Source organism: Streptomyces sp. NPDC059166 (assembly GCF_042755185.1).
Lineage (GTDB): Bacteria > Actinomycetota > Actinomycetes > Streptomycetales > Streptomycetaceae > Streptomyces.
The window spans coordinates 198,390-224,419 of sequence record NZ_JBHZCI010000001.1 but is presented as its reverse complement, the minus strand read 5'-3'; the positions used below and the strand labels follow the sequence as shown (position 1 = coordinate 224,419).

Here is a 26,030-nt window from a genome sequence, read left to right as displayed (position 1 = left end):
AGCCTTCAGTCCGGGGCCACCCGGCCGGCAGCTCCCCACGTCACCCGCGGCCCTTCGGCCGCGGGTGCGGCGTTCCGGGCGGCGTGACCATGCGTCTGTACCAGGGCGACCCGGTCCGGTGCAGCGTCGAGGACGCCCCCGGACGGGTCGTCAGCGCCGTCCTGGCGTACCGGGTCCCGGTCGGGCCTCAGGATGTCCCTGACGACCACCGCGCACAGGTAGAGGGTTCCCAGCAGGTGCAGGGCGACGGCGACCTGGTAGCCCTCCTGCGGCAGCCCCTGGTGCTTGTCACCGCTCGTCGTGTAGGCGAGGTAGAACCAGATCCCCAGGAAGTAGGCGACCTCGCAGGCCTGCCAGACGAGGAAGTCCCGCCAGCGCGGCCTCGCCAGCGCGGCGAGCGGGATCAGCCAGAGCACGTACTGCGGTGAGTACACCTTGTTGGTGAGGATGAAGGCGGCCACCACCAGGAAGGCCAGCTGGGCGAAGCGCGGCCGCTGCCGTGCGGTCAGGGCCAGCCCCGCGATCCCGGCGCAGAAGAGGATCATCAGCAGCACCGACGCCGTGTTCACCGTGGCCACGTCGATGGGCCGGCCGGTGCGCTGGGTGATGACCAGCCAGAAGGAGCCGTAGTCGATCTGCCGCTCCTGGCTGAAGGTGTAGAACTTCTTCCACCCCTCCGGCGCGTAGATCATCACCGGCAGGTTCACCGCCAGCCAGGCGGCGGCGGCCCCGAGGAGCGCGGTGCCGTACTCCCGCAGCCGCCCGGCTCGCCAGCAGAGCACCAGCAGGGGGCCGAGGAGGAGCACAGGGTAGAGCTTCGCGGCGGTCGCCAGGCCGATGAGGATGCCGAAGGCGAGGTTCCTGCCGCGAGACCACATGAGCATCGCCACGGCCGTCAGCGCGACGGCGAGCAGGTCCCAGTTGATCGTCGCGGTGAGGGCGAGCGCCGGGGCCAGGGCGACGAGCAGTCCGTCCCAGGGACGGCGCCGGTGTGTCCGGGCGACACAGACCGCGAGGATCACCGCGCAGATCATGAGCATGCCCGCGTTGACCATCCAGTACATCTGCTCGCGCTGCTGCATCGGGTCCGACGGGGGATTCAGTGTCAGCCAGGACGCGACCTGCATGAAAAGGCCGGTCAGGACGGGGTACTCGAGGTACGACATGTCCCCGCTGAGGCGGTCGGCGTACGGCACGAGGCCGTCGGCGAAGCCACGTCCGACGAAGAGGTGGGGGATGTCGGAGTAGCAGGCGTGCGTGTACTGGGAGCTGGTGCCACGGAACCACGCCCAGTCGTAGCAGGGGATCTTCTGGACCATGCCGAGCGCGAACATCCCGATGGCCACGAGGGCGATGACGCGCACCGGCGTGAGCGGGCTCGTCCCGAACCGTGCCCAGCGGCCGGCGGGGCCGCCGATCAGCTCACTGCCCGCGGCGGCGATCTCGTCCTGTCGCGTGGGCGGTACGACGGACGGCTCCTGGTGCACGCTCGTGTCTTCTGCGCTTGGCATGCCGCACATCCTGCCGTACGGCGCTGTGTGAGTGCGTGGCTTGCGCCGGGGACACACGTCGGGGGCCGGTCGGCACCCTGAGAGGTGTCGACCGGCCCCCGGTGGTGTCAGGACGTCGGCTGACGGGGTCCGGGCCGGAGGGGGACCGCTGTCCACCACTCCGGCCCGACCGGCGGCTAGGTGCCGCCGATGAAGCCGGTACCCCGGCTGTCGTTGCCTTCCGTCTGACCGTCCGTCTGACCGTCCGTGGTCCCGGAATCGCTACCGCCGTCCGTGGTCCCGGTATCGGTGCCGCCGTCGGAAGAACCGTCGTTGGCCCCTCCGTTGTTGTTGCCGTTGCTGTTCCCGCCGTTCTGGTTGTTCCTGCACTCCCAGTCGAGCGGCGCGCACGACTCGCTCGGTGTGGGGGACGGGGACGACGGTGTGGGCGAAGGCGAAGGCGGCGGCTCGCTGGATTCGGTGGGCGACGGTGTGGGGCTCGGGGTCGGGCTGGGGCTGACCGCGCCACCGCCGTAGACCGTGTCACCGATCGGCTCCGGCTTCGGGAAGGCCTCGACCTCGGTGCCCTCGACGGCCTGAACCATGTAGTCGTGCCAGATCTGCGCGGGGAACGAGGCACCGTGGATGCTCTTCTCCCCACCGGTGCCGTACATCTCGAGGAACTTGCGGTTCTTGTTCTTCTCGTTGTCGTCCATGCGGAACATGCTCACCGCGGTCGAGTACTGGCGGGTGTACCCGACGAACCAGGCCGACTTGTTGCCGTCCGTGGTACCCGTCTTGCCGGCCACGTCACGGCCCGGAATCTTGGCGGGGGTACCCGTGCCTCGCTCGACGACGTTCTTCAGCACGTCGGTCACGTTGTCCGCGACTGCACTGGGAAAGGCCCTCTTGGTGACCGTCTTGTGCTGGTAGATGACCTCACCGTCGTGCTTGACCTCGGTGACCGAGAAGGGTTCCTGCTGCTTGCCGCTGGTCGCGAAGGTCGCGTACGAGCCCGCCATCCGGATGGCGCTCGGGGACGAGGTACCGATGGAGAACGAGGGGACGCTCGCGTCCGCCATGTAGTCGTCGTCGCGCAGTCCCGCGGCGATGGCGGCCTGCTTCACCTTGTCGGTTCCGACGTCCATGCCGAGCTGGACGTACGGGGAGTTGGCCGATTGCTGCATGGCGTAGCGGAGGTCGATGTCGCCGTAGCTGTGGTCACCGTCATTGGTCTGCAGCCACTCCTTGCCCTCCTTGTTCTGCCAGACCTCGCCGTTGTAGAGGTTGATCTTGAGCTTGTTGTCGCCGTTGTAGACGCTCTTCGGCGAGACGGGGGTGCGTTCCGACTCGCTCTGCTCGGGGCCGAGCTTGGGATCGCGCTTCCCGTACTGCATCGCCGCCGCCAGGACGAACGGCTTGAAGGTCGAGCCGACCTGTGCGCCCGTCGCGTCGGCGTTGTTGGTGTAGTGCTTCGTGGCGTCCGCCCCGCCGTACGTCGCGACGATGGCACCCGTCTTGGTGTCCACGGACGCACCACCGAACTGGACGTGCGTGTCCAGGTCGGGTCGCTTCTTCGTGTCGATCTTGGCGTCGTACACCTTCTTGATCGACTGCTCAAGCTGCTTGACCTTCTTCTTGTCGAAGGTCGTGTGGATCTCGTAGCCGCCCCGGGCGAGCTCCTTCTCGGTGACGTTCCTGTCGTTGTGCGCGAGGAAGTACTTCGTCGCGAGGTCGACGAGGTACCCGGTCTGCCCGCCGAGCTTGGCATCCTTCTTCGGCGGATCCGGCATGGGGAACTCGGTGTACTTCGCCCGCTCGGTCGCGCTGAGCCGGCCGTCCTTCACCTCTTCGTCGAGGATCCAGCGCCAGCGCTTCTTGGCGCGCTCAAGGTTCTTCGCCGCGGTCGCGTTCACCGAGTCGACCTCGGGAGCCCCAGCGGGGTCGTAGTAGCTCGCGCCCTTGAGCAGCGTCGCCAGGAAGGCGCACTCGCTCGCGTTCAGCTCGGAAGCGTCCTTGTTGTAGTACGTCCGTGCCGCGGCCTGGAGTCCGGAGGCGCTCCGCCCGTAGTAGGAGACGTTGAGGTAGCCCTCCATGACATCAGGCTTGGGCACCGTCTCGCCGACCTTCAGCGTGATGAAGAGTTCCTTGATCTTCCGGCTCAGCGTCTGTTCCTGCGAGAGGAAGGAGTTCTTCACGTACTGCTGCGTGATCGTCGAACCACCCTGCGTCTCGCCCCCCTTCGCCATGTTCCAGAAGGCACGGCCGATACCCATGGGGTCGATGCCGCGGTCGGTCTCGAACGACTTGTTCTCGGCCGAGATGACGGCGTTCCGCATCTCCTTGGGAATCTGGGCGTAATCGAGCGACTGCCGGTTGACGGAACCACCCGTGGCGACCATCTGGGTGTCGTCGGCCCAGTAGTAGACGTTGTTCTGCGCGGTGGCGAGGTCCTTCGGCTCGGGCGGCACCACCAGCGCGTACGCGATGCCGGCGGCGCCCATCATGACGCCGAGGAACCCCAGGCAGAGGCCGGAGACGAGCTTCCAGGAAGGGACCCAGCGCCGGAAGCCGTACTTGCCGGCCCGCGGGTAGTCGATGAAGCGCTTCTTGCCGGAGTTCACGGGCCCCCGGTCATCGTGACCGCCGGCTCCTCGCCGCCGGCCCCCTCCGCGCTGCGCGGCACGCCGGGCCTCGGCCCTACCGCCGTACACCGGCTCCTCGCCATGAGTTCCGGAGGGTGATTCCTGTGTCGCCCTGCGTGACTGCGGGACTCTGCGTCCGGCAGACTGCTGGGCGGCTCGTCTGGCCGCGGCACGCCCGCCACCTTGCGGTTGCGGCGCTTTGCGACGGTGCTCGCTCATCGAACGACTACTCCTCGGGCAGGCGAGAGCGCCTGGAAGCGGCAGTTGAGATCCGGTCCCCCCGAATTACGGACAAGCCCTGCGGAAGGCTCACCCGCGATACATCCGGCAGTCCGCGATTACTGACGCACGGCGGCGCCTCACGGTTCCCGGTGGTCTGCATGCCGCACAGACTACGCACGGTCAAAAACCTCCAGGGACCGAACTTCACCCCAAATGACGCAAGTCGCTCCCTATGAATCGGGGATGTGACGCCGCTCACGAAGCGCCCCCTTGTCGAACATGGGGAGTCGATCTATCGTGCTGATGTATCGAGTCGATACATCAGCACGACATAAGGTGGGCCGACGGCCCGCGGAGGCCTGGTCGAAGGAGGAGGCGAAGATGAGCAGACGCTCCGGCATCCTCGAATTCGCCGTACTCGGCCTGCTCCGCGAGTCCCCCATGCACGGGTACGAGTTGCGGAAGCGCCTCAACACCTCGCTGGGGATCTTCCGTGCCTTCAGCTACGGCACCCTCTACCCCTGCCTCAAGACGCTGGTCGCCAACGGCTGGTTGATCGAGGAGCCGGGGAGCGTTCCGGCACCACCCAGCAGCCCGAGCCGGGGGGTCGCTCCCTCGTCCTCACTGGCCGGACGCCGGGCGAAGATCGTCTACCGGTTGACGGCGGAAGGTAAGGAGCACTTCGAGGAGTTGCTCTCGCACACCGGCCCGGATGCCTGGGAGGACGAGCACTTCGCGGCTCGCTTCGCCTTCTTCGGGCAGACGGAACGCGATGTGCGTATGCGCGTCCTCGAAGGGCGCCGCAGCAGGCTGGAGGAGCGTCTCGAGAAGATGCGCGCCTCCCTCGCCCGCACCCGTGAACGACTCGATGACTACACGCTTGAGCTGCAGCGACACGGCATGGAGTCCGTGGAGCGCGAAGTGCGCTGGCTGAACGAGCTCATCGAGAGCGAGCGGTCGGGACGGGATCAGCGACGATCCTCGCCCGAGGGCTCAACTCAGCACGACACATCAGGAGAGACGGGCGGCCTGCCCCGGCACCGGGACGACACCCGGCCGGATCCGTCCGACGACACCAAGTGACACCCCCACGACCCCTCAGGGCGCCGTCGGGGAAACACCGAGAACACACAGGGAGCAATCGGCATGGGTTCGGTTCGCGTAGCCATCGTCGGCGTGGGCAACTGCGCCGCCTCGCTGGTGCAGGGCGTCGAGTACTACAAGGACGCCGATCCGGCCGGCAAGGTGCCCGGTCTGATGCACGTCCAGTTCGGCGACTACCACGTGAGCGACGTCGAGTTCGTCGCCGCCTTCGACGTCGACGCGAAGAAGGTCGGCCTCGACCTCGCGGACGCGATCGGCGCCAGCGAGAACAACACCATCAAGATCGCTGACGTCCCGAGCACCGGCGTGACCGTCCAGCGCGGCCACACGCACGACGGACTGGGCAAGTACTACCGCGAGACGATCGAGGAGTCCGCGGACGCCCCGGTCGACGTCGTCCAGATCCTCAAGGACAAGCAGGTCGACGTCCTCGTCTGCTACCTGCCGGTGGGCTCCGAGGTCGCCGCCAAGTTCTACGCACAGTGCGCGATCGACGCCAAGGTCGCCTTCGTCAACGCCCTCCCGGTCTTCATCGCCGGCACCAAGGAGTGGGCGGACAAGTTCACCGAGGCCGGCGTCCCGATCGTCGGCGACGACATCAAGTCCCAGGTGGGCGCCACCATCACGCACCGTGTGATGGCGAAGCTCTTCGAGGACCGCGGCGTCATCCTGGACCGCACGATGCAGCTGAACGTCGGCGGCAACATGGACTTCAAGAACATGCTCGAGCGTGAGCGCCTGGAGTCCAAGAAGATCTCCAAGACGCAGGCCGTCACCTCGCAGATCCGTGACCGTGAGCTCGGTGCGGACAACGTCCACATCGGCCCCTCGGACTACGTGGCCTGGCTGGACGACCGCAAGTGGGCTTACGTGCGCCTCGAGGGTCGTGCCTTCGGCGACGTCCCCCTGAACCTTGAGTACAAGCTCGAGGTCTGGGACTCCCCGAACTCCGCCGGTGTCATCATCGACGCCGTGCGTGCGGCGAAGATCGCCAAGGACCGCGGCATCGGTGGCCCGATCCTGTCGGCCTCCTCGTACTTCATGAAGTCCCCGCCGGTCCAGTACTTCGACGACGAGGCCCGCGCCAACGTCGAGAAGTTCATCGCCGGCGACGTCGAGCGCTGATCCAGCCGCTCGTTCCGCGAGTGACGCTTCACCCTGCGGGGGGTCCCTGGGCAATACGCCCGGAGGCCCCCCGCATGTGTGACCCTTGCACACATGCCTGTCGTGCGTGATCTGCGCGTACTCCTGCGCCTTCGGTACTTCCGTCGCCTGCTCGCCGTACGACTGCTCTCACAGTCGGCCGACGGCGTCTACCAGGTCGCGCTCGCCACGTACGTCGTCTTCTCACCCGAGAACCAGACGACACCAGGAGCCATCGCCTCGGCGATGGCGGTTCTGCTTCTCCCGTACTCACTGATCGGCCCGTTCGCGGGGGTTCTGCTCGACCGCTGGCCGCGTCGCCAGGTCTTTCTGTACGGGAACCTGCTACGCGCGTCTCTTGCCTCCTGCACGGCCCTGTTGCTCCTGAGCTCCGTCCCGGACTGGCTGTTCTACGCCTCCGCCCTCTGTGTCACCGCCGTCAACCGGTTCGTACTGGCGGGACTCTCCGCTGCTCTGCCCCGGGTCGTCGACACCGAACGGCTCGTCCTCGCCAACTCCGTCTCCCCGACGGCCGGAACGCTCGCCGCGACCGCGGGTGGTGGCCTGGCCCTGGCAGTTGGACTGCTGACGGACGGATCCGACGCCGCGGTGGTGCTCCTGGGGGCGCTCCTCTACCTGCTGTCAGCCATGACCTCCCTGGGCCTGCCCCGCACGCTCCTCGGACCCGATCGAGCCGAGCACCATGTGCCGCTCTCGGAAGCTCTCACCACCACCGCACGAGGTCTCGTCGCGGGATTGCGTCATCTGGCCGAGCGCCGGGACGCGGCGTATGCACTGGCCGCCATGGCGGTGCTCCGCTTCTGTTACGGGGCACTGACCGTGATGGTGCTCATGTTGTGCCGATACGCCTGGTCGGACGCCGAGTCCGACGGCCTGGCGCTCCTCGGACTGGCCCTGGGCGCATCAGCCGCTGGGTTCTTCGTGGCCGCACTCGCCTCCCCCTGGGCCGTCGGACGCTGGGGGCGATGGGGATGGCTGGCCGGATGCTCCGGGATCGCGGCCGTACTGGAGCCGGCCCTGGGGCTGCCGTTCGCCCCCGTTCCCATGCTCGCTGCCGCCTTCGTCCTCGGGCTTGTCACGCAAGGCGCCAAGATCGCGGCCGACACCGAGGTTCAGACCTCCGTGGACGACGCGTACCGCGGCCGGGTCTTCTCCCTCTACGACATGCTGTTCAACGTCGCCTTCGTGGCGGCCGCCGCGATGTCCGCCTTGGCGCTTCCCCCTGACGGCAGATCCGTTGTGGTGGTGGGTGCTGTAGCAGTTCTCTATGCCGTGGTCTCGGTGGCGATGCTCCGCCATCGGCACGCAGGCACCTCACGGGCCGACGTCACAGAGTGAGGGGGCGCTGTTTCACGTGAAACAGCGCTCCCACGCTCTCCCGCTTCGGTCAGACGCGCACTGTTTCACGTGAAACAGTGCGCGTTTCCCTCCGCCGCAGACCTGTGCCCAGGCCCTCGCGGATCAGTTCTGCCCTGCCCACCAGTCCTTGAGCGCGGCGGTCGCCGTGTCCCGCTCCAGCGGCCCGTTCTCCAGGCGGAGCTCCAGCAGGAACGCGTAGGCCTTGCCGATCACGGGTCCTGGTCCCACGCCGAGGATCTGCATGATCTCGTTGCCGTCCAGGTCGGGCCGGATGGCGTCCAGCTCCTCCTGCTCCTGCAGCTGCGCGATGCGCTCCTCCAGGCTGTCGTAGGTGCGCGACAGGGCGCTCGCCTTGCGCTTGTTCCGTGTCGTGCAGTCGGAACGCGTCAGCTTGTGGAGCCGGTCGAGGAGAGGGCCCGCGTCCCGGACGTACCTGCGCACAGCGGAGTCGGTCCATTCGCCGTCGCCGTACCCGTGGAAGCGCAGATGCAGCTCCACCAGCTTCGAGACGTCCTTGATCATCTCGTTGGAGTACTTGAGCTCGGTCATGCGCTTCCGCGCCATCTTCGCTCCGACCACCTCGTGGTGGTGGAACGAGACTCGGCCGTCCTTCTCGAAGCGGCGCGTCCTCGGCTTGCCGACGTCATGGAGGAGGGCCGCCAGGCGCAGCACGAGGTCCGGGCCGTCCTGTTCCAAGTCGATGGCCTGCTCAAGAACGGTCAGCGAGTGCTCATAGACATCCTTGTGGCGGTGATGCTCGTCACGCTCCAACCGAAGCGCGGGAAGCTCGGGCAGCACGCGGTCAGCCAGGCCGGTCTCCACGAGGAGCCCCAGTCCCTTGCGGGGGTGATCTGACAGCAGCAGCTTGTTGAGCTCCTCACGTACGCGCTCGGCCGAGACGATCTCGATGCGTCCCGCCATGTCCGTCATGGCCTGGACCACCTCGGGAGCCACCTCGAAGTCCAGCTGTGCCGCGAACCGTGCGGCGCGGAGCATGCGCAGTGGGTCGTCGGAGAAGGAGTCCTCGGGAGTACCCGGCGTCCGCAGCACGCGCCGGGCGAGATCGTCGCGGCCTCCGTGAGGATCGATGAACTCCTTCTGCGGCAGCGCGACGGCCATCGCGTTGACGGTGAAGTCGCGACGGACGAGGTCTTCCTCGATCGAGTCGCCGTAGGACACCTCGGGCTTGCGCGAGCTCCGGTCGTAGGCCTCCGACCGGTAGGTGGTGACCTCGATCTGGTAGCCGTCCTTCTGCGAGCCGACGGTACCGAAGGCGATGCCGACCTCCCAGACCGAATCGGCCCAGGGCCGGACGATCTTCAGGACGTCCTCGGGCCGGGCGTCGGTCGTGAAGTCCAGGTCGTTACCGAGCCTGCCGAGCAACGAATCCCGGACAGACCCTCCGACCAGGGCCAGACCGAATCCGGCCTCCTGGAATCGGCGGGCGAGATCGTCGGCTACAGGAGCGACCTGCAGCAGATCACTGGCTGCGCGGTGCTGCACCTGACTCAGGTCACGGGGGCTGTCTTCGTTGGCGTTCGGCACAACAGAAAAGGGTACGTGCCCCGACCGGCCCCGTCGTCATCGTTTCCCCGCCCCTGCGAGACTCTCCCGATCATGTGACACGGTCCCCGGCACTCAGCCGTCGGACACATCGTTACCATGCGGGGACGCAGAGACCGGCACGACCGGTACCAGCCGACGACGACGAGGGACGGATACGCGTGGCCGAGGCGGCAGACTTTCAGGGGATGAATCCCTCCCCTGCCCGCCGGTGGCTCCGGCGCACGGCCTCCCTCATCGTCGGGGCACCGCTGATCGCCGGCCTCCTGGCCGGTCCCGCAGCACTCTCGGCCCAGGCCGGAGAACCGGCGAAGACACCCACCGGATCCCGGACGGTCGATGTGTCCCTGGACACCCTCGCCCCCAGCGCACCGGTCGAGGGGGACACGCTCACCGTCTCCGGAACGCTGACCAACCGAGGCGGGAAGGCTGTCACGGACGGCGAGGTCGACCTGCGCGTCGGCCCGCGGCTCTCCGGAAGGGGCCAGGTCGACGAGGCAGCCGAGCGCACCGGGTACCAGCCGGGCAGCGACCCGGCCAAGCTCGGCGGCTCGTACACCGTGAAGGTCCCCAGGCTCGCCCCCGGAGTCAGCCAGGACTTCACCCTCGCCGTACCGGTCGACAAGCTCGATCTGGGGGCGGAAGGCGTGTACCAACTCGGGGTGTCGCTCACCGGCCAGACCTCGGACTACGCGTACGACCAGGTGCTGGGCATCCAGCGGACGTTCCTTCCGTGGCAGCCGGAGGACTCGGAGAGCAAGACCAAACTCACCTTTCTGTGGCCGCTCATCGCATCGGCACATGTCACCGCCGAGACCGGCTCCGACGAGCAGCAGACCCCGGTCTTCGCGGACGACGACCTGGCACTCGAACTCGCTCCGGGCGGTCGACTGGAACAGATGGTCTCGCTCGGTCGGCAACTGCCCGTGACCTGGGTGATCGACCCGGACCTGCTTGCCTCCGTCGACGCGATGACGAGGAACTATCGCGTCAAGTCCGGGGACACGACGGTCGCGGGCAAGAACCAGGCCATCGCCAAGAAGTGGCTCTCGGATCTGCAGGCGGCTGTGAAGGACCGGAAGGTGGTGGCCCTGCCGTTCGCCGACCCCGATCTCGCCTCGATCGCCCATCGGGGCAAGAACGTGCCGGGTGCCCTCGGTCACCTGCAGACCGCGACCGAAGTCGCCGCGCCCACGGTGGAGACAGTTCTCCACGTGAAACCGTCGACGGACTTCGCATGGCCGGTGGACGGTGCCATCGACCCTTCCGTGGTCGACGTCGCCACCTCCGCCGGAGCGCACAAGGTGATCGCCCGGAGCGACAGCCTCAAGGACATCGGCGGGTTGCCCTACACCCCGACCTCTGCCCGCCCGATCGGTGGCGGCACCACCGCCGTCGTATCGGACTACCGGCTCTCCACCGCCTTCACCGGAGACATGTCCAAGGCCGGGGCATCCACTCTCGCCGTCCAGAAATTCCTGGCGCAGACGCTGACCCTGACCGAGCAGGCTCCCGACAAGGAGCGCAGCATCGTCGTCGCGCCGCAGCGGACTCCCAGCGCCGCCCAGGCCCAGAGCATGGCACGCGCACTGCGGGCGCTCAGCACCGAGCACTGGACCCAGCCGATCGACCTCACGGAGGCAGCCGAGGAGAAGCCCGACACAGGGGCCACCACCAAGGTCCCCCGGGCCTCCCGGTATCCCAAGCAGCTACGCAGCCAGGAACTGCCTACCCAGGCGTTCCAGGACATCCGGACGACGCAGGACTCCCTCGACAGCTTCCAGGTGATCCTCACCCAGCCCGACCGGGTCGTGACCCCTTTCGGGAACGCCATCAATCGCGCGGTGTCGACCTCCTGGCGTGGACAGGCGCTGGAAGCCCAGCAGTACCGTGATTCGGTCCGGACCTATCTGCAGGGCCTTTCCAACGAGGTCCAGCTCATCACCAAGTCGGACGTGACCCTGTCCGGCCGCAGCGCGACCATCCCCGTCACCGTCCAGAACAAGCTGGTCCAGGGTGTGGATCATCTGGTTCTCCGTCTGACCTCGGGCAATGCCACCCGCCTCAAGCTCAACGACGGCAAGGCCGTCGCCGAGCAGCCCATCGAGATCGCCGGCGGACACAGCCAGTCCGTGAAGTTCGACGCCTCGGCCAACGCCAACGGGCAGGCACAGGTCAAAGCACGGCTCTTCACCGCCGACGGGGTTCCCTACGGTGAGGAGATGACCTTCACCGTGAAGGCGTCCGAGGTGACACCCACCGTCCTGTTGGTGATCGCGGGCGGACTTCTGCTGCTGGTACTGGCGGGCATCAGGATGTACACCCATCGCAAGCGCACGGTCGCCGGCGGGTCGGCGGAAGGCGACGGCGGTGAACCCGAGCAGCCGAGTGACCCGACACCGGACACCGGTCCGGAAAGCGGTGACCCTTCGGTCCCGGGTGAGAAAGTGGACCGTTGAGCGATGTCTGTCAGGGCCGGTCGGCCGGGGACAATGAGGTGGGGTTTCGATGAACGCGCCGTACGACGGTGACCGCGGCCAGGGCGCGGGCGGAGCTGGGTGGTCCAGCGATCCGCCGATGCCTCCCGGCGCCGGCCAGGCCGGGGACGCGCCTGATCCCTACCTTCAGCATGCCTACGACCACGATCCGTACCGATCCCAGGATCTGGCAGCGCAGGATCCGGTGGCGGAAGCACTGTACGACCGTGCCTCACACCCACCTCCTCCTCCAGGCACCTACCCAGAGCCTCAGGGGCTGTACCAGCAGCCTCCGGCCGCCCAGCACGCCCCGGACCCCCGCATCTGGGCTCAGACGCCGCCACCGGAGCCCGCAGGCCCTTCCCGGCACCTTCCCTACGGGGACGACGCCGGGACCACCCAGTACGTCGGAGTGGACGACTTGGTCTCGCAGGCAGCGGACGACCGTGGGGACCAGGACGCCTTCGCTCACCTCTTCCGTGACCAGGAGAACTCCGGCAAGGCCCCTGAACCCACTGCCGAGCCCACTGCGGCACCGGTGCCCCCGAAGTCGGGTGGCAAGGCCGCCGGGATACTGAAGTCCAGCGCCCTGATGGCCGCGGGCACCCTGGTCTCGCGGCTCACCGGCTTCATCCGCAGCCTGGTGATCACGGCTGCCCTCGGCGCCGCACTGCTCGGCGACAGCTTCACCATCGCCTACACCCTGCCGACGATGATCTACATCCTCACCGTGGGCGGTGGGCTCAACTCGGTGTTCGTGCCGCAGCTCGTCCGTTCCATGAAGGATGACGAGGACGGTGGTGAGGCGTACGCCAACCGGCTGCTGACGCTCGTCATGGTGGCGCTCGGCCTGATCGTCACCATCGCGGTGTTCGCGGCCCCCCAACTGGTCCACCTCATGTCGAGCCCGATCGCCAACGATCCGGCGGCGAACACAGTGGCCGTGACCTTCGCCCGCTACTGCCTGCCCACCATCTTCTTCATGGGCATCCACGTGGTGATGGGACAGATCCTCAACGCCCGCGGAAAGTTCGGCGCGATGATGTGGACCCCGGTCCTCAACAACATCGTCATGATCTTCACTTTCGGCATGTTCATCTGGGTCTACGGAACCTCGGCCGAGTCCCGGATGGGCGTGGAGACTATCCCGCCGGACGGCGTGCGGCTGCTGGGTATCGGCACCCTGCTCGGCCTGGTGGTCCAGGCCCTGGCGATGATCCCGTATCTCCGTGAGGCAGGCTTCCGCTTCCGTCCCCGCTTTGACTGGCGGGGGCACGGGCTCGGGAAGACCGTCAGACTCGCGAAGTGGACAGTGCTTTTCGTCCTCGCGAATCAGGCAGGCGTGCTGGTGGTCACTCAGTTGTCGACCTCGGCCGGCAAGCTCGCGGGCAAGGACGGCTCCGGTTTCCTGGCCTACTCCAACTCCCAGCTGATCTGGGGCATGCCTCAGGCCATCATCACGGTGTCCGTGATGGCCGCCCTGCTTCCGCGCATCTCCCGCGCCGCACACGACAACGACCCGGGCGCCGTGCGGGACGACATCTCGCAGGGTCTGCGCAACTCCGCCGTCGCCATCGTCCCGGTCGCCTTCACCTTCCTGGCTCTCGGCCTGCCGATGTGCACCCTGCTCTACGCCTCGAGTGGCACCGAGGCCGCGCGGTCCATGGGCTTCATCCTGATGGCGTTCGGTCTCGGCCTGATCCCTTACTCCGTTCAGTACGTGGTCCTGCGCGGGTTCTACGCGTACGAGGACACCCGCACGCCGTTCTACAACACGGTCATCGTCGCAGCGGTCAATGCTGCGGCTTCCGCCCTCTGCTATGTGATTCTTCCGGCCCAGTGGGCAGTCGTCGGAATGGCGGCTTCCTACGGTCTCGCCTACGCAGTGGGCGTCGGTATCGCTTGGCGGCGGCTGAGCAACCGCCTCGGCGGAGATCTGGACGGCGCTCGCGTCGTCCGTACCTACGCCCGGCTCTGCCTGGCGGCGGTCCCCGCGGCGGCGATCGGCGGCGGTGTGGGGTTCGCACTGCTGAAGGCGCTCGGTGACGGGGCAGGAGGATCCGTGGTGGCGCTGGTCTGCGGCAGTGTCGTCCTGCTGGGCGTCTTCTTCGTCGCTGCGAAGAAGATGCGTATCGAGGAACTCAACGGCATGGTCGGCATGGTCCGAGGTCGTCTCGGACGCTGAACAACGCTCCGAGCCGCACAACCATCGCTGGACACCGCGTGTCGTGCATAGCGCCGGAGTGTGGGCACAATTGGCGTGACTGTGCAGAGCTGGCTGGCATCGCGCAACGGATGGGGAGGCAGGAACGACGGTGGCGGAACGTAGCACGGCTGCTGTCGACGTGGCCGACAACAGCGGCGACGAGCCGCTGACCGCCAAGGCGGACGCGGCCACGACCGACGGGACGGCACAAACCCCGGATTCCGAGGGCTCAGGACCCGAGGAGGCGGTCGGGGACGCCTCCGGCGCCGTCCCGGCCGCTCCCGATCTGCACAGTGGCCACAAGCTGGCCAGACGCTATCGCCTCGAGGAGTGCGTCACCCGACTGGACGGATTCAGCAGCTGGCGTGCCGTCGACGAGAAGTTGCGACGAGCGGTCGGCGTGCATCTCCTGACCGCCGACCACCCCCGCGCCCGCTCCGTTCTCGCAGCGGCTCGTTCCTCGGCCCTGCTCGGTGATCCGCGGTTCGTCCAGGTCCTGGACGCCGTCGAGGAGGGCGACCTCGTCTACGTCGTCCACGAATGGCTCCCCGATGCCACCGAACTCACGGCTCTGCTGGCCGCGGGACCACTGGAGGCCCACGACGCCTACCAGCTGGTGAGTCAGATCTCCCAGGCGATGGCTGCCGCCCACCGCGAAGGACTGGCCCATCTTCGTCTGACTCCCGGAGCCGTGCTGCGCAGTTCGACCGGGCAGTACCGGATCCGCGGGCTGGCTGTGAACGCGGCCCTCCGTGGTATCACCGCCGACCAGCCCCTGCGTACGGACACCGAGGCGATCGGTGCGCTCCTCTACGCGGCGCTGACTCGTCGCTGGCCCTACGAGAGCGACGCCTACGGTCTGACGGGTCTCCCCAAGGACCTCGGGCTGATCCCCCCGGACCAGGTCCGGGCCGGCGTGCATCGCGGTCTCTCCGAGCTGGCCATGCGTGCCCTCGCCAACGACGGAGCCACCGCGTCCCGCCAGGAGCAGCCGTGCACCACACCGGACGAGCTCGCGAAGGCCGTCGCGGCCATGCCGCGCATCCTTCCCCCTGAGCCGGCCTACAGCGCACCGCCTGAGTACCAGCGCACGACGTACCAGCAGGGCACGTACGGGCGCCCGTCCACGCGTCCCACCTCAGCCACCCAGCCCGTTATCACGGCCCCGCCGGCACCCCTCCAGAGCCGCACCGGCAAGGCCCTGAAGTGGGCGGTGTCCGCACTGCTCATCGCGGCTCTCGGCCTCGGTAGCTGGCAACTGGCCGAAACGGTGCTCGACCGCAGCCATGACTCCGGGGACCCGACGCCGACCCGGACGAAAACGGAGGAAAAGGCCGGGGACGACAACAACGCCTTCGAGCCGAGCAAGCCGATCTCCATCATGGGCGCACAGGACTACGACCCACTCGGGTCCGACGGCTCCGAGAAGCCTGCCTCCATAAGCAACGTCTACGACGGGGACACGAGCTCGTACTGGAGCACGGACGGCTACTTCAGCGCTGACTTCGGGCGCCTCAAGGAGGGCGTCGGCGTCGTGCTCGATCTTGGAAAGGTGCAACAGGTAGGCAAGGTCGACGTGTCCTTCGTCGGCGGCACCACCGCTGTCGAGCTCAAGGCCACAAAGGACTCGTCGGTACCTCAGATGCCCACCGGATTCACCGACGTCGCACAGGGATCCGGCACCAAGGTGTCCCTCAAGCCCGACAAGCCCGTACAGGCGCGGTACCTTCTGGTCTGGCTGACGAAGCTGCCGCCGAGTGACTCGGGTAACTACAGGGGCAAGATCTCGGATATCAAGGTCACCAGCTGACGGCATCGAGTGCACCGGCCGGCTGACGGCACCAGGGGAGGGGGCTCACCGTTGGACGACTCCAGATTCGCCGACACCAGCGACCACGATCTTCTGGCCCGGCACGTCGAAGGGGATCCGGATGCCTTCGGTGAGCTCGTCCGACGGCATCGCGACCGGCTCTGGGCGGTGGCACTGCGCACGCTCGGCGACCGGGAAGAGGCCGCCGACGCCGTGCAGGACGCGCTGATCTCGGCGTTCCGTGCGGCACACACGTTCCGTGGCCAGTCGGCTGTCACCACATGGCTGCACCGCATCACCGTCAACGCCTGCCTCGACAGGGCCAGAAAGGCCGCTTCGCGCAAGACCGCTCCGGTCGACGACGCCGAGCGGCTCGATCAGCTCATGGACCCACACGAATCGGCCGAGGCTCCCGCCGAACGGCAGGACCTGCACCGCGAGCTAGTGGCAGCACTCTCCACCCTCCCCGCAGAACAGCGTGCCGCCTTGGTCCTTGTCGATATGCAGGCCTACCCCGTGGCAGAGGCGGCTGAGATTCTCGATGTACCCGCCGGCACGGTGAAGAGCCGCTGCGCGCGCGGACGGGCGAAGCTACTTCCTCTGCTGACGCATCTACGCAGCAGAGACGTTGAGGGCGGGACCGAGCCCGGCTCCTACACGGGGAACCGCGCGCAGAGCGCATCCGTCCCACCCCCGTCACGACCAAGAGACTCAGACTTCGGCGATCCTGCCGCGATCAAGGGTGGAGGTGGGCTCGCATGACATCGGCCGACACGGCTCAGCACCCCGACGTCTCGGAAATCTCCGAGCTCATCGAGGGGCTTCTGGCTCCTTCACGTGAGGGAGCGGTCCAGCGCCACATCGCCACCTGCGAAGAATGTGGTGACACACACGCGTCCCTGGAGGAGATCCGTTCCCTGCTCGGCGCCCCGGCCTCACATGAACCCATGCCAGTCGACGTCGCTGATCGTATCGACGCAGCGCTCGCAGCAGAGCCAGCGGCCACGGACGCGACGCCCACTCTCTCTGTTTCACGTGAAACATGCCGAGGCCAGGAATCCTCGAGCGCCGATCGCCCCGGGGGTCGGCCTCGCGGGGCAACGGGCCCAGGGCGAATTCCCGCAGGGCGGCGCCGACGGCGCACGGTCATCCTCGGAACCGCCTTCGGCGCGGCCGCTGTCGGAGTGAGCGTTCTCCTTCTCCAGTCCTTCCAGTCACCCCAGAGCTCGTCGAGCTCGGCAGCCGACCAGGGAGTCAGCGCCGACAAGGGAGGGGCCAGCGATTACGCGGACGGCTCGCTGGAGGGACGCGTGCACTCATTGCTGGGCAGGAACGAGGCTTCCGAGTCTGCTGGGCACAGCACCGGAACGCCCTCTCTCAAAACGAAATCCTCCCCGGATCTCGCCTCCCCTGAAAACGCATCGCCCCCAGCCCCTCTCGACGCACCTGCCGTCGATGTTCCGCCCTGTGTGCAGAAGGGCACAGGGCGGAACGTTCCCGCCCTGGCTCTGGAGCAGGGCAGGTTCAACGGCACCGCCGCATTCCTCGTGATCCTGCCCCACACGACCGACTCGGCGCGTGTGCAGGCCTATGTCGTGGACGCGGCGTGTGTGGACTCCGCGGTCACGGCCAAGGGGCGCCTCCTGCTCACGCACTCCTACGCCCGCCCCTGACGTCGCGGGCCGGATCCACGCGGGCCATTCGGGAATGCATGCCCCGTAGGATCCGTTGGGTGGGGTGAGAGTCGTGGAACCGACCCCAGTAGGCAGTAGGCAGTCTGCAGAGACGAGGAAGAACCCGTGAGCGACGTCCGTAATGTGATCATCATCGGCTCCGGACCGGCCGGTTACACCGCAGCCCTGTACACCGCTCGCGCGTCGCTGAAGCCTCTGGTGTTCGAGGGTGCGGTCACCGCCGGCGGTGCGCTGATGAACACCACCGACGTGGAGAACTTCCCGGGCTTCCAGGACGGAATCATGGGCCCTGAGCTCATGGACAACATGCGCGCCCAGGCCGAGCGGTTCGGCGCCGAGCTCATCCCGGACGATGTGGTGTCCGTCGATCTCACCGGAGACGTCAAGACGGTCACGGACACCGCGGGCACGGTGCACCGGGCCAAGGCGGTCATCGTCACCACCGGATCACAGCACCGCAAGCTCGGACTTCCCAACGAGGACGCTCTCTCCGGCCGTGGCGTCTCCTGGTGCGCGACCTGTGACGGCTTCTTCTTCAAGGACCAGGACATCGCCGTGGTCGGTGGCGGTGACACCGCCATGGAGGAGGCGACCTTCCTTTCCCGGTTCGCCAAGTCCGTCACGATCGTCCACCGTCGTGACTCCCTGCGTGCCTCCAAGGCCATGCAGGAACGCGCCTTCGCCGACCCGAAGATCAAGTTCGCCTGGGACAGCGAGGTCGCCACGGTCCACGGAGACCAGAAGCTCTCCAGCCTGACCCTGCGCAACACCAAGACCGGTGAGACCTCCGAGCTTCCGGTGACGGGCCTCTTCATCGCCGTCGGCCACGACCCGCGCACCGAGCTGTTCAAGGGCCAGCTCGACCTCGACGACGAGGGCTACCTCAAGGTCGAAGCACCCTCCACCCGCACCAACCTCAAGGGTGTGTTCGGCGCCGGCGACGTGGTCGACCACACCTACCGACAGGCCATCACCGCAGCCGGCACCGGCTGCTCCGCTGCCCTGGACGCCGAGCGCTTCCTGGCCGCGCTCTCCGACGAGCAGCCTGCCGAGCCGGAGAAGACCCCCGCAGTCTGACCTGATCCCTCAACCCACCCCTGCACAGCTAAGGAGGCCGCCGTGGCCGGCGCGCTGAAGAACGTAACCGACGCATCCTTCGAAGAGGACGTCCTGAAGAACGACAAGCCGGTACTGGTGGACTTCTGGGCCGCTTGGTGCGGCCCGTGCCGTCAGATCGCGCCCTCGCTGGAAGCCATCGCGGCTGAGCACGGTGAGATCGAGATCGTGAAGCTCAACATCGACGAGAACCCGGCCACCGCGGCGAAGTACGGCGTGATGTCCATCCCCACGCTCAACGTGTACCAGGGTGGCGAGGTCGCCAAGACCATCGTCGGCGCCAAGCCGAAGGCCGCCATCCTCAGGGACCTCGAGGGCTTCATCGTCGAGAAGTAGCACCCGACGGTTTCACGTGAAACGGGCCCACCCTTGACAAGGGTGGGCCCGTTTCACATTGTCATCGACTCGTACCGCGGCCTTCACAAGGGCCTCAGTGCCGGCTCCTTCTGGACGGCCCCCAGCAGTCGGTCCAACGCCAGCTCGACGTCCTCCTTCCAGGAGAGCGTCGTACGCAGCTCGAGCCGTAGCCGGGGATGTGCCGCATGAGGTCGCACCGTCTTGAACCCCACCGCGAGCAGATGGTCGGCGGGCAGCAGGCACGCGGGCTCCTTCCAGCGAGCGTCCCCGAATGCCTCGATCGCCTTGAATCCCCGCCGCAACAAGTCCTTGGCCACCGTCTGCACCATCACCCTGCCCAACCCCTGCCCCTGGAAGTCCGGCAGGATCAACGCGGTCATCAACTGCACGGCATCGGGGGATACAGGACTGGTCGGAAAGGCAGTGGACCGGGGAACGTATGCCGGAGGCGCGTACAGCACGAACCCGGCGGGGACATCGTCGACGTAGACGACCCGCCCGCATGAACCCCACTCCAGGAGTACCGCGGAGATCCAAGCTTCCTTCTCGAGCCCGGACCGTCCGGCCTTTACCGCGGCTTCCCCGCTGACCGGATCAAGTTCCCAGAAGGCACACGTGCGGCAGCGCTCGGGGAGATCCGGAAGGTTGTCCAAGGTGAGCGGTACAAGCCGACGCCCCATGTAGGCGGTTCCTCACTTCCATCGCCCGCCGCGTCGCGCGCGGCTGCCAGCGCACTCCGTTCTCGGAACAGGCTGCCTACGAACCCCCCGACAGCACCGATCCCCAACCCGACTGTCACCAGGTGGCTGCGATTCACTGATCGCACGGCCCCCGCCTCCTCTGAGGTGGATCACGTGGTGGATACGCCACACCAGAACGCATCGTATCCACCCAGAGGTGATGGGGATACCGCGAGACGGCAAAGGGCGGGCCGAGTTCCGGGAAGATCTCCGGAAACTCGGCCCGCCCTCAGGGCTGACGCGCTCAGGCTTCGTCCGCCTCCGCCTGCTCTTCTTCGATGCTCCGCTCCAGCACGCGTCCCTCACCGGGGGCGAGGCTGCCGAGGATGCGGTCCAGATCCTCCATCGAGGCGAACTCGACGACGATCTTTCCCTTCTTCTGCCCCAGGTCGACCTTCACGCGCGTCTCGAAGCGGTCGGAGAGACGGGAGGCAAGATCGGTCAGGGCCGGGGAGACCCTGCCACCTGCCCTGGGGCCGCGAGGCTTCGCGGAACTCGTGGGCTCGGACCCGAGAAGATTCACGATCTCCTCGACGGCACGCACCGAGAGTCCCTCAGCGACGATCCGGTGGGCCAGCCTGTCCTGCTCCTCTGAGTCATCAACGGACAGCAAAGCCCTCGCGTGCCCCGCCGAAAGCACTCCGGCCGCAACCCTGCGCTGTACCGGCGGGGAGAGCCGCAGCAGACGCAGGGTGTTCGAGACCTGAGGGCGGGATCGCCCGATCCGGTCAGCCAGCTGGTCATGAGTGCACTTGAAGTCCTTGAGCAGCTGGTCGTAAGCCGCTGCCTCCTCCAAGGGATTCAGCTGAGCCCTGTGCAGGTTCTCCAGGAGGGCGTCCAGGAGCAGCTTCTCGTCATCCGTAGCCCGGACGATGGCGGGGATCCGGTCGAGTCCCGCCTCACCGCACGCCCTCCACCGGCGCTCACCCATGATGAGCTCGTAGCGGTCGTCAGCGACCTTTCGCACCACCACCGGCTGGAGGAGTCCGACCTCCTTGATAGAGGTGACGAGCTCTGCCAGGGCATCCTCGTCGAAGACTTCACGAGGCTGCTTCGGGTTGGGAGTGATCGACGCCAGCGGGATCTCGGCGAAATACGCTCCGGCCGAATCCCGCTGCCCGGCCCCACCTTCCGGCTCCCCTACCGGTGAGCTCGGCTCCGGAACCAGCGCACCGGAGGGCAGCGATGCAAGCTTCGCGGCCGCCACCCCACGCTCGGCCGTCATCACTGATGGCCCGGACGCCGCATTCGAACCGGGTACAGGACCGGCGACCTGCTTCTCCTGCGGGGCTGCGGGGATCAGCGCACCGAGTCCACGCCCCAGCCCTCTACGACGCTCACTCACTGCATGCCCTCCGAATTGCTCTGCTGGCTGTTCTGAACGCCCGTGTGGGCGGGATCACCCGCCGTTGAGGCGTGCTGGGCCTCGTAGTGCACCCCTACACCCCTCAGCGCGATCTCACGAGCCGCCTCGAGGTAGGACAACGAACCGCTGGAGCCCGGATCGTATGTCAGGACGGTCTGCCCGTAGCTGGGCGCCTCCGAGATACGCACGGAACGCGGGATGCTGGTTCTCAGCACCTCCTTGCCGAAGTGACTACGCACCTCCTCGGCGACCTGCGACGCGAGCCTCGTCCGGCCGTCGTACATGGTGAGCAGAATCGTCGAGACGTGAAGGTCGGGGTTCAGGTGCCCCCGGACCAGGTCGACGTTTCGCAGCAGCTGACCAAGCCCTTCCAGCGCGTAGTACTCACACTGGATCGGAATGAGTACCTCGGCTCCGGCAACAAGAGCATTGACCGTCAGGAGTCCCAGAGAGGGAGGGCAGTCGATGAGGATGTAGTCCAGCGGCTGGTCATAGGCCTGAATCGCCCGCTGAAGCCTGCTCTCCCGCGCCACCAGGGACACGAGCTCGATCTCCGCGCCGGCGAGGTCGATGGTCGCGGGGGCACAGAAGAGGCCCTCCACGTCGGGGACCGGCTGAACGACCTCGGAGAGCGGCATGCCCTCCACCAGGACGTCGTAGATGGAGGGGACCTCGGCATGATGATCGATCCCCAACGCCGTGGAGGCGTTCCCCTGCGGGTCAAGGTCGATCACCAGGACACGCGCACCGTGCAGGGCGAGTGACGCGGCGATGTTGACCGTCGAGGTCGTCTTCCCCACGCCACCCTTCTGGTTGGCGACGACCATGACGCGCGTCCGGTCCGGTCGTGGCAGTCCCTCGCCGGCGCGGCCGAGGGCCTCGACCGCCAGCTGAGCCGCGCGACCAATGGGTGTGTCGTCCATAGGCGGCGGTGTTTCACGTGAAACACCGTCCCCGAGGGACTCGGTACGGGGACCGGGGACCGGATCGGTCATCGGTCCCGCGATGTCGGCGTCGGACCGCAAGGATTCACTCTCCTCGACTTCAGGCTCGCAATGAACAGAGCCTGCCATGCTTTCGGGGTCGTGAACCAGCGAGGCCGACTCTTCTGTGGATGAATCCGGTTCTGTGGACAACTTGGCAGCCCGTACGGGCCTACGGTCTCGCGGTGCGGCAGCCACGCGACCGCGGCCGATGATCCCCTGCAACAGAGAACGACGTTTCACGTGAAACACGATGCCTGTGCAGTACAGCGGGCGACTACCGACACTCCGCACAGGGCGCATATCGCTGCTTGCATGGAGCATCTTCGCGAAATGCCATCAAGCGCATGACACCGGCGCAGAAGGTGACGTGGGCTCCGCCAGGAGAGCCCTCCTATCGACGTCGACGCGTCCGACCCGTCCTGGCCGCCTTGGCGCGCTTTGCGGCGAACCTCACACCGCCAGGGCTCTCCCCGGCTACCACCCGAACCACTGTGGACGTCGGATCCACCAGGCCCTCACCGACGCGCAGGACTTCCGTCTCCACCACGCCCAGCTTGTTGAGAGCCGCGCGTGCCCCCTGGATCTCCTCCTCGGCCGTGCCGCCCTTCAGCGCCAGCATCTCTCCGTACGGACGCAGCAGGGGCACGCCCCATCCGGCGAGCCGGTCCAGTGGAGCGACAGCCCGCGCCGTGACGACATGAACGGGCTGGAGCGTGCCCAGTACCTCTTCGGCACGCCCACGGACGACCGTCACATGATCAAGGCCGAGCAGCTCGACGACTTCCTGAAGGAAGTTCGTGCGACGGAGCAGGGGTTCCAGCAAAGTGATCTTCAGATCCGGGCGCACCAACGCGAGGGGGATGCCGGGGAGCCCGGCACCCGAGCCGACGTCACACACCGTGACGCCCTCAGGAACCACCTCTGAGAGCACAGCGCAGTTCAGCAGGTGGCGCTCCCAGAGGCGAGGCACCTCACGCGGGCCGATCAGTCCGCGCTTGACACCCGCATCCGCGAGGAGTTCCGCGTACCTGACAGCCTCAGGGAGGAACTCACCGAATACCGCCTGCGCCTCCTTGGGCGCCTGAGGGAGCTCTGCTTCCTCCGTCACGGGGGACCGTCCTTCCGTACCGCACTAGCACGCTGACTATCAGGCTGACAAAGATCGGCCCCGCCTGCGAACAGACGGGGCCGACAGTACAAGGTCCGGTATCAGGCCGGCAGAACGACGACGAAGCGCTGCGGCTCCTCGCCCTCGGACTCGCTGCGCAGGCCCGCCGCCGCGATCGCGTCGTGCACGACCTTGCGCTCGAACGGCGTCATGGGCTCCAGCTTCACGGGCTCACCGGAGCTCTTCACCTCTTCCGCGGCCTTGGCACCCAGGGCTGCCAGGACCTCGCGCTTCTTGGCACGGAAGCCCGCGATGTCCAGCATCAGGCGGCTCCGGTCGCCGGTCTCCCGGTGAACGGCAAGACGCGTCAGCTCCTGGAGCGCCTCCAGCACCTCACCGTCGCGGCCCACCAGCTTCTGCAGATCACGCGCCGAGTCGCTGATGATCGAGACCGCGGCGCGGTCCGCCTCAACGTCCATGTCGATGTCGCCGTCGAGATCGGCGATGTCGAGCAGGCCTTCGAGGTAGTCAGCCGCGATCTCCCCCTCCTGCTCGAGGCGGGTCAGGGTGTCGCTGCCCTCAGCGGCCTTGGTGGTGGTGCCTTCCGTCACGGATGGACTCCTTCTTACTTCTTGGACGGATGCTTGGGCCGCTGCGGGCCCTTGCGCTGTCCGGGCTTGGCTTGGCGTGAGGAGCCGGACGCCGCGGGCTTGGCTGCGGTCTTCGGCTTGTCGTCCTGAGGTGCGTCCTGCTTCTCCAGCGAGGTCTTCGCCTCGGCCGAGTCCTTCGCAGTGCCCTGGTGGCCGGCGGCGGTGTGGCGCTTCGCCTTCGTCTGGCGCTTGGGCTGCTGACGCTTGGGCGCTGTACCGCCCTCCGCCTCGAGGACTGCGGCTTCGCTCTTCGTGACCGTGCCGTCCTCCTGGGCGGCGAGTCCCAGCTTGGCCAGACCGGTGACGAACTTGCGCTCGATGTCGTTCCGGTCGGTGCCCTTGGCGACGATCCGCTTGACGGTGTTACGCCGCGTCCTGCCCCGGACCTCACCGTGTGCGGTGACACTCTTCAGGAGCCGTCCGAGGTACTGGTCCTGCGCCTTGCTGCCCGGGGTCGGGTTCTGGTTGATCACGTACATCTGCTGACCCATGGTCCAGACGTTGGTGGTCAGCCAGTACACGAGGACACCGACGGGGAAGTTGATACCCATGACGGCGAAGATCACCGGGAAGATGTACATCAGCATCTTCTGCTGCTGCATGTACGGGGTCTTCACCGTGAGGTCCACGTTCTTCGTCATCAGCTGGCGCTGGGTGAAGAACTGGGAGGCCGACATCATCACGATCATGATCGCGGTGACGACCCGGACATCGGTGAGCGAGGCTCCGAGCGCGGAGACCTTCTCCTCGCTGTCCATGAACTTCGCGGCGAGCGGTGCGCCGAAGATGTGGGCCTGACGAGCGCTGTCCAGCAGCGGCTGGTCGATGACGCCGATCGTCTTGCCCGAGGCGATGGCCGAGAGCACGTGATACAGGGCGAAGAAGAACGGGGACTGCGCCAGGATGGGAAGGCACGAGGAGAGCGGGTTGGTGCCCGTCTCCTTGTACAGCTTCATCATCTCTTCGGACTGACGCTGCTTGTCGTTCTTGTAGCGCTCCTGGATCGCCTTCATCTTCGGCTGGAGCACCTGCATGTTGCGGGTCGACTTGATCTGCTTGACGAACAGCGGGATCAGGCAGATCCGGATCAGGACCACCAAGGACACGATGGACAGGCCCCAGGCCCACCCCGTGTCATCGCCGAAGAGCGCTCCGTACAGCTTGTGGAACTGGACGATGACCCACGAGACGGGTGTGGTGATAAAGCTGAACAGACTGGCAATCGTGTCCACTAATCAGGCTCCTTGAGCATTGGGCGAGGTCTCTGTGGCCGGGCTCAGGGGTTCGGAGACCGACCCCCCGGAAGGCACTTCGGCGGCGGAGTCCCCGCCCTTGTCACCGCGCACACAGTTGCGCAGCAACTCGTGCCAACGCGGACGTTTGCGTGGCGGTACGTGATCCACGCCGCCGGGTGACCACGGATTGCATCGCAGGATGCGCCATGCGGTCAGCGCGGTTCCCTTGATCGCACCGTGCCGGTCGATCGCCGTATATCCGTAGTGGGAACACGACGGGTAGTACCTGCAGACAGGCCCGAGGAGTGGGCTGATAGTCCACTGGTACAGCTTGATGAGAGCCAGCAGCGGGTACTTCATCGCGCGCCCCCTCCCAGCAGCCGCTGAAGGGCGGCGTCCAGGTCTCGGGCCAGCTGTGCATGGTCGGCGTCACCCGATCCGGGCAACGCGCGTACGACAACAAGGCTACCGGGGGGCAGCTGGGGAAGACGATCGCGGACCAGATGGCGAAGCTTGCGCTTCACCGCGGTACGGACGACCGCTCCGCCCACTGCTTTGCTGACAACGAAACCCGCACGTGGCGGGGGAGCACTCTCCCCTGGCACGTGCGGGTCCGTAACACCGCTGCGTAGATGTACGACGAGTAGCGGGCGTCCGGCCCGGCGTCCCCGGCGTACAGCGGCCGCGAAGTCCTCGCGCCGCCTCAGCCGATTCTCGGTAGGCAGCACGTCATGACCT

21 protein-coding genes are annotated in these 26,030 nt (G+C 67.1%); 10 read left to right on the top strand and 11 right to left on the bottom strand.

All coding sequences use genetic code 11. The features are described from left to right. Window positions 1-5 precede the first annotated feature (5 nt). Window positions 6-1,511, bottom strand: coding sequence for a glycosyltransferase family 87 protein (locus ACFXOA_RS01015; RefSeq protein ID WP_385020487.1), 1,506 nt, complete (start codon window positions 1,509-1,511; stop codon window positions 6-8). Window positions 1,512-1,687: 176 nt separating this feature from the next. Beyond that, a complete protein-coding gene (locus ACFXOA_RS01010) occupies window positions 1,688-4,354 on the bottom strand; it encodes a transglycosylase domain-containing protein (protein ID WP_385020484.1) in 2,667 nt (888 codons plus the stop codon). A 384-nt stretch (window positions 4,355-4,738) separates the two neighbouring features. Here ACFXOA_RS01010 and ACFXOA_RS01005 point away from each other — a divergent pair, with 384 nt between their 5' ends. The 3 genes from ACFXOA_RS01005 (at window position 4,739) to ACFXOA_RS00995 (ending at window position 7,963) form a co-directional block, all read left to right on the top strand. Continuing rightward, window positions 4,739-5,440, top strand: a complete 702-nt coding sequence (locus ACFXOA_RS01005) for a helix-turn-helix transcriptional regulator (RefSeq protein WP_385020481.1) — start codon at window positions 4,739-4,741, stop codon at window positions 5,438-5,440. A gap of 63 nt (window positions 5,441-5,503) precedes the next feature. Continuing rightward, window positions 5,504-6,586, top strand: a complete 1,083-nt coding sequence (locus tag ACFXOA_RS01000; RefSeq protein WP_385020478.1) for an inositol-3-phosphate synthase — start codon at window positions 5,504-5,506, stop codon at window positions 6,584-6,586. Between the two features lie 93 nt (window positions 6,587-6,679). Next, window positions 6,680-7,963, top strand: coding sequence for an MFS transporter (locus tag ACFXOA_RS00995; protein ID WP_385020475.1), 1,284 nt, complete (start codon window positions 6,680-6,682; stop codon window positions 7,961-7,963). Between the two features lie 123 nt (window positions 7,964-8,086). On the opposite strand, the gene ACFXOA_RS00990 is transcribed toward ACFXOA_RS00995, so the two are convergent. After that, window positions 8,087-9,529 (bottom strand): CCA tRNA nucleotidyltransferase, encoded by a 1,443-nt coding sequence (locus ACFXOA_RS00990; protein ID WP_385020472.1) that lies wholly within the window; start codon window positions 9,527-9,529, stop codon window positions 8,087-8,089. 179 nt (window positions 9,530-9,708) lie between these two features. Between ACFXOA_RS00990 and ACFXOA_RS00985 the strand changes: the two genes are divergently transcribed. From ACFXOA_RS00985 to trxA, 7 genes are all read left to right on the top strand, one after another. Next, a complete protein-coding gene (locus ACFXOA_RS00985; RefSeq protein ID WP_385020469.1) occupies window positions 9,709-12,006 on the top strand; it encodes a DUF6049 family protein in 2,298 nt (765 codons plus the stop codon). 49 nt (window positions 12,007-12,055) lie between these two features. Beyond that, a complete protein-coding gene (gene murJ / locus ACFXOA_RS00980) occupies window positions 12,056-14,209 on the top strand; it encodes a murein biosynthesis integral membrane protein MurJ (RefSeq protein WP_385020466.1) in 2,154 nt (717 codons plus the stop codon). A gap of 130 nt (window positions 14,210-14,339) precedes the next feature. Beyond that, a complete protein-coding gene (locus ACFXOA_RS00975) occupies window positions 14,340-16,040 on the top strand; it encodes a serine/threonine protein kinase (protein WP_385020463.1) in 1,701 nt (566 codons plus the stop codon). A 51-nt stretch (window positions 16,041-16,091) separates the two neighbouring features. Beyond that, window positions 16,092-16,802, top strand: a complete 711-nt coding sequence (gene sigM / locus ACFXOA_RS00970; protein ID WP_385020460.1) for an RNA polymerase sigma factor SigM — start codon at window positions 16,092-16,094, stop codon at window positions 16,800-16,802. Between the two features lie 707 nt (window positions 16,803-17,509). Beyond that, window positions 17,510-17,713: a hypothetical protein gene (locus tag ACFXOA_RS00965; protein ID WP_385020457.1), complete on the top strand. Its 204-nt coding sequence runs from the start codon at window positions 17,510-17,512 to the stop codon at window positions 17,711-17,713. A gap of 126 nt (window positions 17,714-17,839) precedes the next feature. Next, on the top strand, window positions 17,840-18,811 hold the full coding sequence (trxB, locus tag ACFXOA_RS00960) for a thioredoxin-disulfide reductase (protein WP_385020454.1): 972 nt from the start codon (window positions 17,840-17,842) through the stop codon (window positions 18,809-18,811). 42 nt (window positions 18,812-18,853) lie between these two features. Further along, window positions 18,854-19,186, top strand: coding sequence for a thioredoxin (gene trxA / locus ACFXOA_RS00955; protein ID WP_385020451.1), 333 nt, complete (start codon window positions 18,854-18,856; stop codon window positions 19,184-19,186). Window positions 19,187-19,269: 83 nt separating this feature from the next. Here the strand turns inward: trxA and ACFXOA_RS00950 are convergent, their stop codons facing one another. From ACFXOA_RS00950 to rnpA, 8 genes are all read right to left on the bottom strand, one after another. Next, window positions 19,270-19,887 carry a GNAT family N-acetyltransferase gene (locus ACFXOA_RS00950; RefSeq protein WP_385020448.1) on the bottom strand — a complete coding sequence of 206 codons (618 nt, stop codon included), beginning with the start codon at window positions 19,885-19,887 and terminating at the stop codon, window positions 19,270-19,272. A gap of 304 nt (window positions 19,888-20,191) precedes the next feature. Beyond that, a complete protein-coding gene (locus ACFXOA_RS00945) occupies window positions 20,192-21,292 on the bottom strand; it encodes a ParB/RepB/Spo0J family partition protein (RefSeq protein ID WP_385020445.1) in 1,101 nt (366 codons plus the stop codon). Further along, entirely contained in the window at window positions 21,289-22,386 is a 1,098-nt protein-coding gene (locus ACFXOA_RS00940) for a ParA family protein (protein WP_385020709.1), read from the bottom strand. Before ACFXOA_RS00940 ends, ACFXOA_RS00945 begins: the two co-directional genes overlap by 4 nt. A 304-nt stretch (window positions 22,387-22,690) precedes the next feature. Next, window positions 22,691-23,407, bottom strand: a complete 717-nt coding sequence (gene rsmG, locus ACFXOA_RS00935) for a 16S rRNA (guanine(527)-N(7))-methyltransferase RsmG (RefSeq protein ID WP_385020442.1) — start codon at window positions 23,405-23,407, stop codon at window positions 22,691-22,693. 101 nt (window positions 23,408-23,508) lie between these two features. Further along, window positions 23,509-24,018: a protein jag gene (locus ACFXOA_RS00930; protein WP_385020439.1), complete on the bottom strand. Its 510-nt coding sequence runs from the start codon at window positions 24,016-24,018 to the stop codon at window positions 23,509-23,511. Window positions 24,019-24,032: 14 nt separating this feature from the next. After that, window positions 24,033-25,289, bottom strand: coding sequence for a membrane protein insertase YidC (gene yidC / locus ACFXOA_RS00925; protein WP_385020436.1), 1,257 nt, complete (start codon window positions 25,287-25,289; stop codon window positions 24,033-24,035). 3 nt (window positions 25,290-25,292) lie between these two features. After that, window positions 25,293-25,652 carry a membrane protein insertion efficiency factor YidD gene (gene yidD / locus ACFXOA_RS00920; protein WP_385020433.1) on the bottom strand — a complete coding sequence of 120 codons (360 nt, stop codon included), beginning with the start codon at window positions 25,650-25,652 and terminating at the stop codon, window positions 25,293-25,295. Continuing rightward, entirely contained in the window at window positions 25,649-26,020 is a 372-nt protein-coding gene (gene rnpA / locus ACFXOA_RS00915; protein ID WP_362545312.1) for a ribonuclease P protein component, read from the bottom strand. Before rnpA ends, yidD begins: the two co-directional genes overlap by 4 nt. Between the last annotated feature and the right edge of the window lie 10 nt (window positions 26,021-26,030).

Excerpts from the sequence above, each read along its gene's own strand:
- ACFXOA_RS00940 (WP_385020709.1), bottom strand. The coding sequence starts at position 22,386 with ATGGCAGGCTCTGTTCATTGCGAGCCTGAAGTCGAGGAGAGTGAATCC.
- ACFXOA_RS01010 (WP_385020484.1), bottom strand. The coding sequence starts at position 4,354 with ATGAGCGAGCACCGTCGCAAAGCGCCGCAACCGCAAGGTGGCGGGCGT.
- ACFXOA_RS01000 (WP_385020478.1), top strand. The coding sequence starts at position 5,504 with ATGGGTTCGGTTCGCGTAGCCATCGTCGGCGTGGGCAACTGCGCCGCC.
- ACFXOA_RS00995 (WP_385020475.1), top strand. The coding sequence starts at position 6,680 with ATGCCTGTCGTGCGTGATCTGCGCGTACTCCTGCGCCTTCGGTACTTC.
- ACFXOA_RS01015 (WP_385020487.1), bottom strand. The coding sequence starts at position 1,511 with ATGCCAAGCGCAGAAGACACGAGCGTGCACCAGGAGCCGTCCGTCGTA.
- ACFXOA_RS00950 (WP_385020448.1), bottom strand. The coding sequence starts at position 19,887 with ATGGGGCGTCGGCTTGTACCGCTCACCTTGGACAACCTTCCGGATCTC.
- ACFXOA_RS01005 (WP_385020481.1), top strand. The coding sequence starts at position 4,739 with ATGAGCAGACGCTCCGGCATCCTCGAATTCGCCGTACTCGGCCTGCTC.
- yidD (WP_385020433.1), bottom strand. The coding sequence starts at position 25,652 with ATGAAGTACCCGCTGCTGGCTCTCATCAAGCTGTACCAGTGGACTATC.
- murJ (WP_385020466.1), top strand. The coding sequence starts at position 12,056 with ATGAACGCGCCGTACGACGGTGACCGCGGCCAGGGCGCGGGCGGAGCT.